General features: G+C 45.3%; 17 protein-coding genes. 6 read left to right on the forward strand and 11 right to left on the reverse strand.

Features of this window, described 5'->3' with window-relative positions; translation table 11 throughout:
- The first annotated feature begins 21 nt into the window (after window positions 1–21).
- The 3 genes from ACOTX2_RS22505 (at window position 22) to ACOTX2_RS22515 (ending at window position 1908) form a co-directional block, all read left to right on the forward strand.
- Window positions 22–327 (forward strand): hypothetical protein, encoded by a 306-nt coding sequence (locus ACOTX2_RS22505; RefSeq protein WP_001100610.1) that lies wholly within the window; start codon window positions 22–24, stop codon window positions 325–327.
- A 44-nt stretch (window positions 328–371) separates the two neighbouring features.
- On the forward strand, window positions 372–1043 hold the full coding sequence (locus tag ACOTX2_RS22510) for a S1 family peptidase (protein ID WP_000285959.1): 672 nt from the start codon (window positions 372–374) through the stop codon (window positions 1041–1043).
- Between the two features lie 457 nt (window positions 1044–1500).
- The gene (locus ACOTX2_RS22515) at window positions 1501–1908 is read left to right on the forward strand and encodes a hypothetical protein (RefSeq protein ID WP_001371904.1); all 408 of its coding nucleotides are present in this window, start codon (window positions 1501–1503) and stop codon (window positions 1906–1908) included.
- A 50-nt stretch (window positions 1909–1958) separates the two neighbouring features.
- On the opposite strand, the gene ACOTX2_RS22520 is transcribed toward ACOTX2_RS22515, so the two are convergent.
- The 8 genes from ACOTX2_RS22520 to ACOTX2_RS22555 form a co-directional block, all read right to left on the reverse strand.
- The gene (locus ACOTX2_RS22520) at window positions 1959–2348 is read right to left on the reverse strand and encodes a hypothetical protein (protein ID WP_236689843.1); all 390 of its coding nucleotides are present in this window, start codon (window positions 2346–2348) and stop codon (window positions 1959–1961) included.
- Window positions 2245–2460, reverse strand: coding sequence for a hypothetical protein (locus ACOTX2_RS22525; protein ID WP_122966916.1), 216 nt, complete (start codon window positions 2458–2460; stop codon window positions 2245–2247). Before ACOTX2_RS22525 ends, ACOTX2_RS22520 begins: the two co-directional genes overlap by 104 nt.
- The gene (locus ACOTX2_RS22530) at window positions 2442–3356 is read right to left on the reverse strand and encodes an IS5 family transposase (RefSeq protein ID WP_100185530.1); all 915 of its coding nucleotides are present in this window, start codon (window positions 3354–3356) and stop codon (window positions 2442–2444) included. Before ACOTX2_RS22530 ends, ACOTX2_RS22525 begins: the two co-directional genes overlap by 19 nt.
- Before the next feature lie 496 nt (window positions 3357–3852).
- Complete coding sequence (locus ACOTX2_RS22535) at window positions 3853–4344, reverse strand: hypothetical protein (RefSeq protein WP_000636790.1); 492 nt, start codon at window positions 4342–4344, stop codon at window positions 3853–3855.
- 84 nt (window positions 4345–4428) lie between these two features.
- Window positions 4429–4944, reverse strand: coding sequence for a hypothetical protein (locus ACOTX2_RS22540; RefSeq protein WP_000228894.1), 516 nt, complete (start codon window positions 4942–4944; stop codon window positions 4429–4431).
- A 564-nt stretch (window positions 4945–5508) separates the two neighbouring features.
- A complete protein-coding gene (locus ACOTX2_RS22545) occupies window positions 5509–8844 on the reverse strand; it encodes a hypothetical protein (protein WP_000502666.1) in 3336 nt (1111 codons plus the stop codon).
- A gap of 222 nt (window positions 8845–9066) precedes the next feature.
- On the reverse strand, window positions 9067–9420 hold the full coding sequence (locus ACOTX2_RS22550) for a hypothetical protein (protein ID WP_000769182.1): 354 nt from the start codon (window positions 9418–9420) through the stop codon (window positions 9067–9069).
- 153 nt (window positions 9421–9573) lie between these two features.
- Window positions 9574–10182: a hypothetical protein gene (locus ACOTX2_RS22555; protein ID WP_000926374.1), complete on the reverse strand. Its 609-nt coding sequence runs from the start codon at window positions 10180–10182 to the stop codon at window positions 9574–9576.
- A 193-nt stretch (window positions 10183–10375) separates the two neighbouring features.
- Here ACOTX2_RS22555 and umuD point away from each other — a divergent pair, with 193 nt between their 5' ends.
- A complete protein-coding gene (gene umuD / locus ACOTX2_RS22560; RefSeq protein WP_000111290.1) occupies window positions 10376–10810 on the forward strand; it encodes a translesion error-prone DNA polymerase V autoproteolytic subunit in 435 nt (144 codons plus the stop codon).
- Window positions 10800–12053, forward strand: a complete 1254-nt coding sequence (gene umuC, locus ACOTX2_RS22565) for a translesion error-prone DNA polymerase V subunit UmuC (RefSeq protein WP_001371894.1) — start codon at window positions 10800–10802, stop codon at window positions 12051–12053. The genes umuD and umuC overlap by 11 nt, the downstream gene beginning before the upstream one ends.
- 45 nt (window positions 12054–12098) lie before the next feature.
- Here the strand turns inward: umuC and ACOTX2_RS22570 are convergent, their stop codons facing one another.
- The gene (locus ACOTX2_RS22570; RefSeq protein WP_000031378.1) at window positions 12099–12908 is read right to left on the reverse strand and encodes a DsbA family protein; all 810 of its coding nucleotides are present in this window, start codon (window positions 12906–12908) and stop codon (window positions 12099–12101) included.
- Window positions 12909–13170: 262 nt separating this feature from the next.
- Here ACOTX2_RS22570 and ACOTX2_RS22575 point away from each other — a divergent pair, with 262 nt between their 5' ends.
- The gene (locus ACOTX2_RS22575) at window positions 13171–13626 is read left to right on the forward strand and encodes a hypothetical protein (RefSeq protein ID WP_223230168.1); all 456 of its coding nucleotides are present in this window, start codon (window positions 13171–13173) and stop codon (window positions 13624–13626) included.
- Between the two features lie 59 nt (window positions 13627–13685).
- Here the strand turns inward: ACOTX2_RS22575 and ACOTX2_RS22580 are convergent, their stop codons facing one another.
- Window positions 13686–13946 (reverse strand): hypothetical protein, encoded by a 261-nt coding sequence (locus ACOTX2_RS22580; RefSeq protein ID WP_001439466.1) that lies wholly within the window; start codon window positions 13944–13946, stop codon window positions 13686–13688.
- A 195-nt stretch (window positions 13947–14141) separates the two neighbouring features.
- On the reverse strand, window positions 14142–14534 hold the full coding sequence (locus ACOTX2_RS22585) for a hypothetical protein (RefSeq protein WP_000843243.1): 393 nt from the start codon (window positions 14532–14534) through the stop codon (window positions 14142–14144).
- Window positions 14535–14537: the final 3 nt, after the last annotated feature.

The following is a 14537-nucleotide window of genomic DNA, read 5'->3' on the forward strand; positions in this document are numbered from 1 at the left end:
GTAATCGCCAACGGAGGAATAATGAATGTACATCTGAAATATGATACGATAAAGCACTATCACTTTGATTGGCTAACGCCTGCTGGCGACTATCCTAATTCAGCGGTTATGCTCGTAGGTTTCCGTGATGGGCGCTGGATTATTGTTCAAGAGTTCGGAAATGATTATAGCTGCTTCGAGGGCGTTCTGAAGAATGGTGATGATCTTAATACGGAGCCTAAATTCTATTCCGACTTAGAAAGCGTAGCGGTTGCTGCTTTTGGCATGATGAAGCAGATATATCCCCAGTACCAAGATAGCACGTTAGAAGAATTCCTCGCTGGATAAAATATTCTAGAAACCAAACTCGCCTTATTCGAAGGAAACTGACTATGTATAGAAAGGTTTTAGCTCTTTCAGCCTTACTGATTTCTGCTTGTTCCACCGATAATCCTCATAAACAAAGTATGCACCACAATGATTTTGAGCTTTCGGACTCAGCTGTAAAAATTCAAATCAAGTCTGGAAATAAGACAATCTCCGGCTCAGGTACTTGGATCGATGAACAACATATTCTTACAGCTTCACATTTATGGCTTGATGCAAGCAAGGATTATAGTCTAAGTATAATAACAAGGAATGGGAGCCAACCAGCAACAGTTATCAATATTGATGATCCTAAGAACCGGGACCTCGCTCTTTTAAAAGTAGAAAAAAATACTATTGTCAAAGCCCCACCTAATTGGAAGCTTCCAGTATGTGATAATGTTCTAGCTCCAGGTGAGTCTGTTTGGGTTCTATCGGGAATGTATAATACGCTTTCAAATACGTATGCTTCCCCCGACTCAACCTACTATTATAAAGGAATAGTTGGTTCTGATGGTTTGACTGCTTTTTATCAAAATGGAGTTAGTGGAAGCGCTGTGTTAAACCAATCTAAGAGTTGCTTATATGGTGTTGTGAGTCAACAAGACATTAAAAAGATCAATGTCTATCAGATATATATTACGAAGATTACTACAAATGAAATTATACGCGGATTCATAGGTTATAAAAATAATTAAATGAGCGTAATCTTACAACAGGCAATTCCGACGTTATCTGCGTTGGTCTACCTATCTGAACCTTTAAAAGGAACGTCTATCATGTATAAACTTTTACCCGCAATACTAGTCTTTCTTTCGGTGTTCCTTGGACTAATCGCTCTACTCAGTGCTATCAAAAATGGTTCTGATGAATTGGCGGTATTCCTCATTACACTTTCGGCGTGGTTCGCTGCTTTAAGTAAGTTTTATTCACTTAAACTGTATAAAAATAGTTAGCCTGTGAATCCAAATACAGTTGACAAGTATCCAGCACTGCCCCCGTGATTTATTCAGGTTAGAAGCATTCCCGGAGTGCAGGCTGGGATTAGAAAAGTTACTTTTCTTACGATGTACCAACCAATAGGGCACGACTTATCGTAATGCCTAATTACATATTACCTGTTTAAGTCGATCTAATAATTTCATTGGAGCAGACATGTCCCCGGAATTGGTATCAGGCATTGCACGAGTGGCGCATGAAAAGCTACTTTCAGTTTTGACGGAGTGCGGCACAAAGAAGACGAAAGGCACATGCCTTTTTGCAAGCTATCTTGTATGTTATTTAGCAAAAACTAAAGGTCTAGATGCTGTTGTTCGTGGGGGTAACGGTGCAGATGATGGCGGTATATTTACAGAGAGTGGTGGCTTTGGCCATTATTGGTGTGAATTGAACTTCGAAGAAGTGCAATATTATATTGACATCACTTCCGAGCAGTTTGGGTTTCATCCATACATAGTGAAACGCGTCAACGATATAACAGGATGGCCACGATATATTCCTGGTGATCAGGAAACGGTCGATAGTCATTTAGAACAATTATTACGCGACGGCTATACAGAATAGGCTGCGTATACACTATCGCAGCCTTTCAGGCTCTTAACCCTTGTGACCAGTTAACGGAACCACTCAGGATGACGCTGCCGATCAACGTTGATAACCTGCGAATTAAATTCAACGACATCCGCTGGAGTAAGCATTAATTCATCAGGATTTACAATAAATGGTCTTAAAACCACTTCGCCACCGTCTTCTTTTGCACCGTAGATATTAATAAGAAAGTGCAGTCGTTGATTTCCGTCAGCATTGCGTTGCCATTCTCTAAAAGTCAAAGTCTGTTTAATATAGTTTGTTAAAAGAAATGCGAATTCAGATTCTTCCGTTTGTGAGATACCGTTTTTGTTAGACATTTTTTTTAGTATCTTTCCGAGCATGGATACACAGGCATCTAGGGAAGGTGCGAATAAGCAGGTCATTTCTTCCCAAGCTGACTCGCTGATTAAAATTTCGCGGATCTGGGCCGATTTTTTTCCCGCAAACACATCGAATCAGCCTATTTAGGCTATTTTTTCCACCATTTCTGGCGTTATTTCCGGTTTTTACTGAGATCTCTCCCACTGACGTATCATTTGGTCCACCCGAAACAGGTTGGCCAGGGTGAATAACATCGCCAGTTGGTTATCGTTTTTCAGCAGCCCCTTGTATCTGGCTTTCACGAAGCCGAACTGCCGCTTGATGATGCGAAACGGGTGCTCCACCTTGGCACGGATGCTGGCTTTCATGTATTCGATGTTGATGGCCGTTTTGTTCTTGCGCGGATGCTGCTTCAAGGTTTTTACCTTGCCGGGACGCTCGGCGATCAGCCAGTCCACATCCACCTCGGCCAGCTCCTCGCGCTGTGGCGCTCCTTGGTAGCCGGCATCGGCTGAGACAAATTGCTCCTCTCCATGAAGCAGATTACCCAGCTGATTGAGGTCATGCTCGTTGGCCGCGGTGGTGACTAGGCTGTGGGTCAGGCCACTCTTGGCATCGACACCAATGTGGGCCTTCATGCCAAAGTGCCACTGATTGCCTTTCTTGGTCTGATGCATCTCCGGATCGCGTTGCTGCTCTTTGTTCTTGCTAGAGCTGGGTGCCTCAATGATGGTGGCATCCACCAAAGTGCCTTGGGTCATCATGACGCCTGCTTCGGCCAGCCAGCGATTGATGGTCTTGAACAATTGACGGGCCAGTTGATGCTGCTCGAGCAGGTGGCGGAAATTCATGATGGTGGTGCGATCCGGCAGGGCGCTATCCAGGGATAATCGGGCAAACAGGCGCATGGAGGCGATTTCGTACAGGGCATCTTCCATGGCACCGTCGCTCAGGTTGTACCAATGCTGCATGCAGTGAATACGCAGCATGGTCTCCAGCGGATAGGGCCGTCGGCCATTGCCCGCCTTGGGATAAAACGGCTCGATGACAGCGGTCATATTCTGCCATGGCAGAATCTGCTCCATGCGGGAGAGGAAAATCTCTTTTCGGGTCTGACGGCGCTTAGTGCTGAATTCACTATCGGCGAAGGTGAGTTAATGGCTCATGATGTCCCTCTGGGATGCGCTCCGGATGAATATGATGATCTCATATCAGGAACTTGTTCGCACCTTCCCTAGACTTAACGATGTTAAAATTTTGGTTGTATTAAAATCCTCCTGCGAAAGTGAAATCATCCATGTATTATCTTTATGATAGTCGGTGATATAAATAAAATGAGATGTAAAAGGCGTTGAGTGATTGAACTCTCCTAAGTTCCATCCATACTGTCTCACTGTATTTGAGCTAAGTTCTTTGTCGGTAATGTTCATAATTCATACCTTTCGATAAAGTCTGTAATGATAATTAGCTATCTCAAAGGCCCAGAACAACTCTTGAAATAACCTCACTCGAAGAATTTATCATATTGAACACCCCTACCTAATAACCTTGCCGACTTAATAAATCACAATAGCCCTCCCCTGTCATTTTAAAACGCTACTTGAATTTTTGATAGCTTATAGTTGTTTTACGTTCTTTGTGATACTCATATGTCATCTTCTCTTTCCAGTACCAATCTTGTAAATCCTGCAAGTCTAGCCCATTTTTCTCACGTATGCTTTCGTGTAATTCGCTAAGCGCGAGTTTATCATTAGGTTTATAAATGGCTAATTTTTCTTCAAATAAATCCAGCCAACGTTTCCCCATCTTTCGACGCAAAACAAACACCATCGTGATAATTGTACTGAAATGCACAGCAATTAGTTCCAACTTATGCGATTGCTGACCAGATAAAATTACTATTGTAACAACAGGGATGGCCGTATATAAAGCAATCAAAGCGACCATAAGTTGATATGGTTTTTCCCGTATTACCATGTCCATGGGTAAACCAGAGGACGCTACTGCTTGCCAAAATCTTAAATACCTTCCGATGGACTTAAACCTTTTCCCGTTTTTATGCATAAACCTGTTTTTATTTACTATCATGTTAGACCTCTATTTTTCTGTAATTCTAGAAGAATGTTACCTTAACCCTTAACAGGGATAACACCGCATGTATTATCTCCATAATCAAAGCGCAGGGCCGGTAATAAAAAGTACCATACCATCGATGTGTAGTTCGTTCAGTGCATCCCTGTCCGTGGATAGCTTTCTAATGTTGTCAGGAGTTGCATCAATCGGGTATAAATCTTGCGTCAGTTTGACGAGATTCTTCTCAGTGCAGGTAAGACCGCCTTCAGCGAGAGTGCGCAGGTAATCACTAAACACGACTTCTTTTTCATCAGAGGTAAGTCGCTCGAAGTACCCCATATGTTCGGACGTGAAATTCTCATCTGCAATACTTCTCACTACTGAGATGATATCCGACCTTATGACCAACTCCCGCACCGCAGCATAAAAAATCCTGCCGTAATGTCCTGACACGTTTTCCTTTGCGAGCCACCAGCGCTCATCCGTGGTAACGGGTACTGTGGTCGGGGATGCCAGTAGCAGAACGGGGCTTAAACCGGATCGCGATAACCCTTCAGCAAAAGCTTCTTCAGGAAGACTGCTAACAGGCTTGCCTTGATAACGTGCTTCTACCATCTATGCTTCTCCTTTCTGATGTAGGCATGACTGCCTTCTATTTAAGCAATCAGTAAACCGGATTGAGCTGAGCAACGTTATCCTTCTCCCATCATTGCTTGCCACTTTTACCATAAGCGCCAAACAATTAGCCCCATTATTCCGGTTGTAAACTGAACCTTAACACTAACCAGTATGAATCGGTCATCTGGGGCAAAGTGTCCACCGGGTTGAAGTAGCCAGGTTGTTAGCGGCGGATGGAAAGCCAGTACGAATCCGTAAACTATAAAAGCCAAGCTCAGTAAAAGAAGGAGCATGCGCCCAATACGTTTGAGTTGATAAGATAAACTCGCGCTAGTTTTTCGTGGGGGTACGATATGGTCTTTCAACACTGTCTCCTTGCCAGCAAATGCCGAAGCGCTGGCATAAAGATTAAACAATTTTTATGCCAGTTACTCCGGCGAGATGGGTGATAATCCTCGTTGCCATCATAAAGCCTTATCTCTTTCAAATTTGAGCGATAAGGGGTCTTTGAGCCTGTAATGGCTTTTTGTTTGATGTTTTGATGGCACCTGCCCCCGCGTTTTACCATGACCGAAGTACATAGCGGCTCACACCTTCTGCTGGCTGTTGCCACTCGCTATTCTCCGTTGACGGTCTGAGGCGCGTCGAGCCCCGGGAGATGTTTTTCATCGCCTGCTCAAGAGTGTCCATCCTGTAGGTTTTGATGTTCACCCCTTCTTCAGAAATAGGCCCCAGCAGTTCCGTAACCTCACGCTCACCCTGATAAATATCGACCCACTGTGTAATATTCACCTTATCACCATTCGCATCAATGCCACGTCGGTTAAAGTGGTCAATTTCAAACTCACACACGGTTACCGGTACCAGCCCCTCCGGGCGCGGATACCCGAGTATTTCATCAAAACCAGGTTCCCCTTCATCAGTGACCAGATCAGGCGTCAAATAGAGTTTTCCGTTACGGGAAAAATGCGCAACATGGCAGGACCACTGGTCATTTAACATCGTTGGCATGCTTGTGAACATTCCTGAATACCACCGTCTGGCATTATCAACTGATTTGGTGACGAGGATTTCATCTGGTACTTCCCCGTTGTCCATGGTGTAAAAACTGAGAGACAGAGCGGTATTTCTGCGTGAAAGTAGCTTTTCTTTATTGACCTCTTTATTTTCAAATTTGGACAGGTATTCCTCAAGGAACAGCGCCTGCAACTCGGGTGTCGGCGCTTTCTGATAAAACCAGTCGGCCAGGTCTTTAGTGCCAATATAGATGAGGCTGGCTTTACCTTTTTCGCTCTTGACCGCAACAGGAGCCATTAGGCTTACTTGCTGTACGTACTCACTGGTTTCATTGATACTTTCATAGGCCTCAATCCACTGGCCAAGCAGATTGGTGTAAATCACCGGATCGTTCAGCTTTAAAAACTGCTTAAGAGCCTGAGCGCCACGGGAGCATGTATCAAAATAACGCTGCTTCTCTTCGAAGCTTTTGAAAGCAGTCTTTTTGCCCGACCATGTGGCCACCAGCTGTTCATCTTCGAACAGGGTGTTTTCAGCTGGTAAGAAGTGTTTCATTTTCGCAAAACGTTGATGAGTGACGTTTAAGACATTTCGGGATGTAGCAAGTACCATTCGATGAACCCAGGCATGCCCTTCCATCCGGTTGTCGCATTCAAAATTTGCTGGTGCGGCATATGCAACAAGTTTCCCTGAAGCATTTACCGATAACCTGACCAGCTCATAGCCTTTGCTGCTAATAAAATTACGAACCCCGGGAAGATGTTTGAGCCCCACATCAGCGAGCATATAGAGCTGGTTCAGGAGCTCTTTGGAGCCCTTCTCTGTACTCATGGCAGCTTCCAGCGTCGCCCCCCTGTTATCAGCTCGCCAGGCTACAATGCATCGATCTATCAACTCTGATCTCAGATTAGGCTGGCCAATATTTCCATCGGCCAGAGCCTGGCTCAGCATCTGCCGGTAAGGTTCTTCTGCCTCACGCTCGGCACGAATATAATTTAAAGCCATCTTGAAGAAGCGAATGTAAAACAGGTGATTAGACCTGAATTTACGTCTGTGAATGTACCATTCGAGCTCCTCCGCTTTAATGGTATCCATGCACAGGAAACCCAGTTCAGCATCATTCCTGCTGGACTCCTTAAATAAAGACAAATTCACCTTACAATTGAAATCTCGATCCGTTGAGTATCTGTTTACTGTTGCGTTGACACAGATATCGTCTCCCTGACGGAATGCAATAACCGGCTCATAGTTTTTATGGGTTCTCCCAAGCCATTTATAGCCAGAGTAGCTGTTGTCTTCCTGAACTGCTCCTGGTGCTGTCACTGGGTTCATCAACGAATCCCAGTTGCACATTACCCGGGATCCGGACTGAAGGCATGAGTTTGCCTGTTCAAGATAACTTTGCAGAGACGGCCGTGTCTCAGCCATACCCAAAAGGCCAGAACCGTCTTTGTCGTGCAGAAATTGGAAGTACCGTTCCTGGAACTCAAGGCTCAGAAAACTGTAAGGGGTATTGGTATCATAGAAATCACCAAATAGTTTGAGCCGGTGATCGAGGCCGCAGATAAGGATCAGGAAACGACGGTAGTGAAGTGCCATAAGATCATGCTGCTTCAGTCGGTCGGTATAACTGACGTCCTCAAACTTTATGGTGCTGCCATCAATCCCCTGGAAATGTGCTTCCTGTTCGCTGGCGGAAGGGAATAGCTGCGAAGCCCCAAGATGGCTTTCTACCGAAGAGTAAACCTGATGAATATTTTGACCGTCCCGGACCAGAAGGAATACAACCCGGTTCCTGTCATTGCGGACATGATTTTCCCAGGGATCGCGGTAATCGATATAACGTCGTGTTGTGGCCATACATACGATGGAACGTTCGGACGGAAAAATCTGCTCCACCAGCCCGGGGCTGGTTCGTAAAGTTTCATGAAATTTTTCCATATCAGAGAAGTCGAACCAGCTATCGAGATCGCACCATACGGCCAGCTCTTCATCCACCATCAGCTTTGCCTGAACGACCTGGAGCGGGAGGTGTGATGGAGCGGATTCACCCTTCACGATATTCACTACCTCAACGTCTTTGCCGGTATACAGTTCCAGACTGCCAACGCCATCGTGGATTTTCTTCACATATTCCATGGCTTCTTCTGTAGTGGCCAGACTTGCCGCTGCAACTTCCTCGAAATAGGGCAGCATTCTTTTGCTGGCATTAGCGATTGCCTGCGTTCGTTGTGTGATGATTTTGCTGATGGCTGTGCTGATCTGCCCTTCTTTTAAGGCCGCTTCTCTGATTTGTTCAATGCGGGTATCTGAAATACCAGAGGACAGAGCATTTTGAACTGATCCAATCGCCAGTGAGGTTACCGCCTGCTGCTCTTGTGGGGGCACTAACGCAACGCTAAGGCCCGTCACAGGGTTTTCACGGTCATCTGTACCTAATTGCTCAATCGCAAGGTCACGGAGCCCCTGAGCATCGCTCACGAGGGCTGTAAGCGATGCCTGTAGGCTATTCACTTCTTCCTGAGCTTGTCTGAGTTCAGCATCCCGGATTACCTTATGGTCGGGTTCAAATACAAAACTGGACAGAAAATCCTTAACCAGGAAGCGATGCTCTCGCATTTCTTTGCCACGTTCCCTACGGTTGCCGCTGCTGTCTTCAGTGACAATAGCTACAGTCTGACCGTAAACGCGGGGATGGGCGCGTAGAATCACTGTGTGCAGCTTATCTTCAACGTAACGCAAAGACGTAATGAGCAGCGTATCCCCTGCCACAATACCCTCTTCAGGGATGCTGTCAGTGGACGTCCAGTACTGACCCGCCAGCAAAGAATGAAATCGCTCTAAACGGTCAATGTTATTTTTGCTGACCAGGTCACCCATATACCTTTCCTTCCAGATTCGTATGTTAGGTGAATCATACCAGATTGCACTTACCGTCTAATAACTCAAAAAACACCAACTTCGGCATTCACTAGAAATGAATCCGTCCACTATTATTCATTAATTAAATAGATTCTTAGATATGAATAGCGCATTGCTTTTAAAGCAGGTTTCGCAAAGGGTTAAAAAAGGCTTCTTAAGTGAAGCCTTTAATAATAAATGCTACTTATCTTCAGAGGGATACATTTCCCAGTATTTATTACGTACATTAACAAGGCAATGGTCTGCTGTTTCTGAAGCGCCTTTGTCGCGGTTTACAAAGGCTTCTGCAACTTCATCCAACTTATCCGGTACCGTATTTAATGGTAATGCCTGCTTCAGGTTGGTGGTTACCAGTTCCTTTGCTTTATCATGATTAAGTTCAGTTCGGATGCTTGCATCTTTACAAATATCATCAACCTTACCATCAAGAATAATGTTTGGGATAGGTTCGTTTTCAACTTTATGTGTAGTATTAGCAGAGGAGCCAAAAGCGACTGACATCATCGCACACAGCAGAATATTTTTTAATTTCATAGTTCACTCCATTATGACTATTGATATCTACTTATGAAGTATTAGTTATATCATGTTTGCCGTCAAAACATAGAACCCACTGTTTTGACTTTAAACATATCATGCTACAACGTTTTTTTGCACGTGACTTTAGTAGGCATGATTTATGAGGTTTCAGCAGGACGTCAGATTGTTGTCGATCCAGTATTGATGCAAGCCTACCGTCCATTTCTTCGATAAGGCCGAAAGTAAAAGCGCTAAACCACAGCAGTTACCAGGAGTAAAAATTCGTATGGGATCTGGAGAACCGACTTTAACACTCATAATGAACTCCAGAATGTTGCCATGGCATAGACTATTTCTAAGCCTGACGATATCTGCTTCAGGTTTTTTACCAGCGTCTATCTTTGCCAACATATTCTTCTCGGCTGGAAATGACAGTAATTCTATCGGCATCCCTTCCTGCTTAGCCTTTCGCATTAAAGCGTTACTCATTACTGACGTACCATCTAAGTCCACCAGTACAGGAACTGACTGCTGAACGTTAACAGTTGATTTCAACTTCAGCGTAACCCTGAGTGATGTTTCGATCCCATTCAGAAAGCTCGTACAGGCCGGTAACCATAGACCATGATGCAGCGCCTCGGTTGCTTGTTTAAAAAACCAGTCAATCACGGGGACAGTGCAATGCTCATAATAGTGATTTACCTCGCTGAACCTTGCCATATAAGCATCGTACTCAGCCTGGTCTTCAGGAGATAAAAAATTTGGTGGGAGGAGCATCAGAATCCTTTCATCCTAGCTTGTATACCTTCTTCGTAGGCCAGCTCGCCATTATCGGTAAAAGATGGTTTTTGATGTTTATGATAAAGCTTAATTTTTCGTCAGGCTTGATAGCGTTACCGGAGAGATTTGATCTTTTCTCTTCAACTCGCAATACTGTTTATACATACAGTACAAGAATTCGAGTGTAGCTATGTCTGTTATCCTTGAGCACATTAGCAACAAGCCTTACGAAATGGCACCTTTTTTCAGTGATTTACTAAGCTGTGGAGTGATGAGTCCGTGCGCCGGGCATGAAGATAATGAATTAAATTTGCATGAATATGTAGTCCGCAACCGCCCCTCAACCTTCTTTGTCAGGGCGGCGGGCCTCAGTATGATCAATGCCGGTATCAATGATGGAGCAATACTGGTTGTGGATCGGTCTTTAACAGCACGACACGGCTCTATCGTCGTTGCGCTGGTGGATGGAGAGTTTACGGTAAAGATCTTACACACGTATCCTGAGCTGCTTTTGATGCCTTCTAATCCAGCCTATAAGCCGATACGTGTAAATCCTGAATCCCTTGAGATATGGGGCGTCGTCACCTTTGCACTGAATCAGTTCAGCCATGTACATGCACGTTGATATTAACGGAGCCTATGCGGCATTTGAGTGTGCGATGGATCCCAAGCTGTCAAAAAAGCCGCTCATCATAGCCAGCAATAACGATTCGTCCGTCATTGCAATGAATAAACTGGCTAAAAGCGTTGGTATTAAGCGTGGGACCCCAATTTTTAAGTGCAGGGATTTGATTCAGCAACACCGGATCGAAGTCCGGAGCTCTAACTTTACTTTGTATGAAGACTACTCAAATCGCTTCCATGAAACGCTGGAAAGCTTCGCGCCTCAATCGAGTCGATATAGCATAGATGAAAATTTCATGTTATTGAAAAACATGAACAAGATAATAGATTATGAAGATTACGGCCGGTTGATCAGAAGTACACTTCTTCATAATCTGTCCCTTACCTGTGGTGTGGGTTGTTCAAGCACCAAAACCCTCGCTAAATTATGCACCTATGCGAGCAAACGATGGGCAGCTACAGGCGGGGTTGTAGTTTTGACTGATCAGGCCAGGATCAGGAAGCTCCTGAGCCTGATCAGTACCAGAGAAATATGGGGTATTGGTCGAAAGATTAGTGAACGCCTGTCGGCTTTCGGGATCATCACTGCCGGTGATTTTTATAATAGCGACGTTCGCTTTTTACGTAAAAGCTTTGGCGTTGAAATCGAGCGTACCTGGCGGGAACTGCATGGCGAACCATGTTTCCGGCTGCACGAGTCTCCTCCTGTCAGGCAACAGATTATCGTTTCCAGAAGTTTTGGTCAGCGCCTTAATGAGATAGGCAAGCTACATGAGGCAGTTTCATTTTTTACCGCCCGGGCGGCAGAGCAGCTGCGCAAGGATGGCTCGTGGACCCGTCAAATCACAGTCTTCATTCAGAGTAGCAATTATGCGCAAGGTGAAAACCGCTACAGCAATTGTGGTATCGAGCCGCTTACCGCTACACAGGACACCCGCGATCTGGTTGATGCAGCCATGACCATCCTGAACCGCATTTACAGACCCGGGATAGCGTATGCGAAAGCAGGGGTAATGCTCTCCGCTATGACTGACGGCACAGAGCAACTCAGCCTGTTTGATACTCGCCCGGCCAGGCCTGGCAGTCAGGCACTGATGAAAGTTATGGACCGGTTCAATAAAGAAAAGCGCGGAGCTCTGTTTTTACTGGGGGAAGGCATTCAACAGGATTTTCGTATGAAGCAGGCCATGCTATCACCGAGATATACGACCCGCTGGGATGAATTACTCGTTGTAAAAGCGTAGCGGCCATGACCGGCATGGCCGTACTCATCAAATGTGAAAGTAACTTTAGGCCCCGCGAGCTTTTTCGATTGCGCCCTGCAAAGTTGCTGCGTCCATAGCCCCGGGGATAAATGTGGTAGTCGCCGCATTCGGCTTTTTCATATTCATAATGATGAAACCGGGTGTGCCGGTGATCCCGAGCGCTTCGCCCAGCTGCATATTGCCGGAGATCACGTTTTCATACCGGTTTTTTTCCCTGTCAGAAAACGTGCTGTTAAACCCTGACTTTTCCACCACAGTATTAAAGTCAGTGAGTTCGAATTTGCGTTGAGAGGTCATGAAGGTATGAGCCACAGCCATCAGGTTGTTGTGGTACTTACGATAGGCTTCAGCACCGAAATTCTGATAGACGTGCAGACCCGTAGCGGCCCCCATGGCAGATACAGGTTTTGAACCGGCAAAAATCGGGAATTCTTTAAAGAAGAATTTTACATCTTTGCTCTGATTCATTACCGATTCAACAACAGGTGTAACCCGCATGCAGTAAATACACTGATAGTCGAAGAACTCGATTACCGCGACGTCGGCGTCATCAGGGCCGATGTTTGGCGTCTCCTTGGTATCCAGCAGAGCTGGCGCATATGGAATTATTCGTTCCACTGAGGCACTCACGTTCTGATTTTCCAGCGCCTTACCTGCTTCCACTAAATAATGGGGATTTTTTACCAGGTAAGTAGCGGCAATTTTGCCAATTTCTTCCTCACTGAGCACCTTCGGTTTAAAATAAGTTGCCGTGATTAACGCCGAGGCAGCGGTAGCAATAACCGCAGAAATTAAAATCGTGGCCATCGGTTTTAAATAAAATTCTTTAGACATAGCTACCTTTATGCTTTTCAGCCTGTTAGTTATTAACCTGCGATGGATTATACTGGCCCGGTAAATCGGAATTATTCGTGAAACAATGCTTTTTGGAGATTAAAGGATGATTAGGCAGGGCTTTATACTCACAACCGCAATGCTTTTGAGTGGATGCGGATATCATTTCGCAAACCAGGTAGATGCGTACGATCTAATGCCTCGTCCTGTTACAAATAAAAGGTTTCAGATAGTCCCTCCGGACGAAAGTATTCAGTCCAGAATGTTTTCAGGCCGTTTTGCTGATGGATTAGCAAAAAAAGGAGTCATTATTTCCACTCACCAGCCAGATTATGTGCTCAGGTTCCGAATCAGCAGCTCACAGGAGAACATGCAGTATAGCGAGCAGCTTCTTACTGGGGTGACAGGCTACGTTGTAGATAAAAAGACAACGAGAACTGACAAGCATGGCGAATTGCATACTGACTATGACTACAAGCCAGTCGATGGGGTAATAGGCACTGAGACGATGTCGCAGATGCACTATATGCGACAGCTGGATGTCGAGGTATACCCGTCAGCGAAAGGAGCAAAGCAGGTTCTGAAAGTGAGTATGCAAAGCAATGCACCTGTGCCGTCAGACAGCATTGCTTATTCAGCAATGATCGACGCCTTTACTGATAAATTTGATGCGCCGCTGCGTTCCGGAAATTATGTTGCAGTGATCCCCTGGAACTGAAAGCAGACGGCGGGAAGAGAATGTTCAAAAGTGACTTTTGGACACGCACATTAACGTGGCTATCGCCCTCCCCCATTAAAATCATAAAGTCGGTAAAGATCGCCCATCGTGATGGAATTGGGCTTATTAATGAACAGATACTGTAACTGTTCTTTATGTTGAGTACTGGCAGCTGCATTCATAAGCACTTCCAGGTAGAACTTGTAGCCTATGCTTCGCTCTGAATACATATACTGGAACTGCATCAGTAAAATGCCTGACATAACATACAACAGCAGCAGACTGAGTAATACAGTGCTATCAGGCTGTTCCAGTGCCATACTGACATACCCTGAACCCAGAATGCACAGAAGCCACCCCGTCATTAGAGCAGGCACCCTACGACTCAGACGTTTATAACAACGTTTTATTACGGGATCCCGGAGATACTTTTTGTCAGGTATCCCCGTTGCTCTGATGACGAAGCTACTGAGTATCGACATCTTTTTTCCTTCTGGACGCTCTCAGTCAATAAATCAGGCCAGGCGCTCATTGAAAGCTACCACGAGCTGCGAATCGGGATTTTTTACCAGTTCGGGCCGGATAACTTTTAGTTGCCTCGTTGGGGCGAGCTCATCTGTAGGCCTGATGGTGGTATTACCCGGCCCCTTGCGGGTACTGTCGGTGTTTACCTTGAGCTTTTTATTTCCCAGGTAGCTTTCCATCTTTTTAGAGATGGTGTCACCTGTGGTCGCAACACCAGAGAGTTCCTTTAGATGTTCACCTTTATCCATTTGTACCGATGACATCAGAAATCCGATTCCGGGATCGTTTTCCGTTCCACAGGCTCCGTACTGACATTGTGCAGCGAAAACGGGCTGTACACCTACAGCAACCAGCATTAACGTACTCAGTAAAGTAGATTTCATACA

The organism is Enterobacter cloacae complex sp. IR5412 (assembly GCF_049237385.1).
GTDB classification, from domain to species: domain Bacteria; phylum Pseudomonadota; class Gammaproteobacteria; order Enterobacterales; family Enterobacteriaceae; genus Enterobacter; species Enterobacter intestinihominis.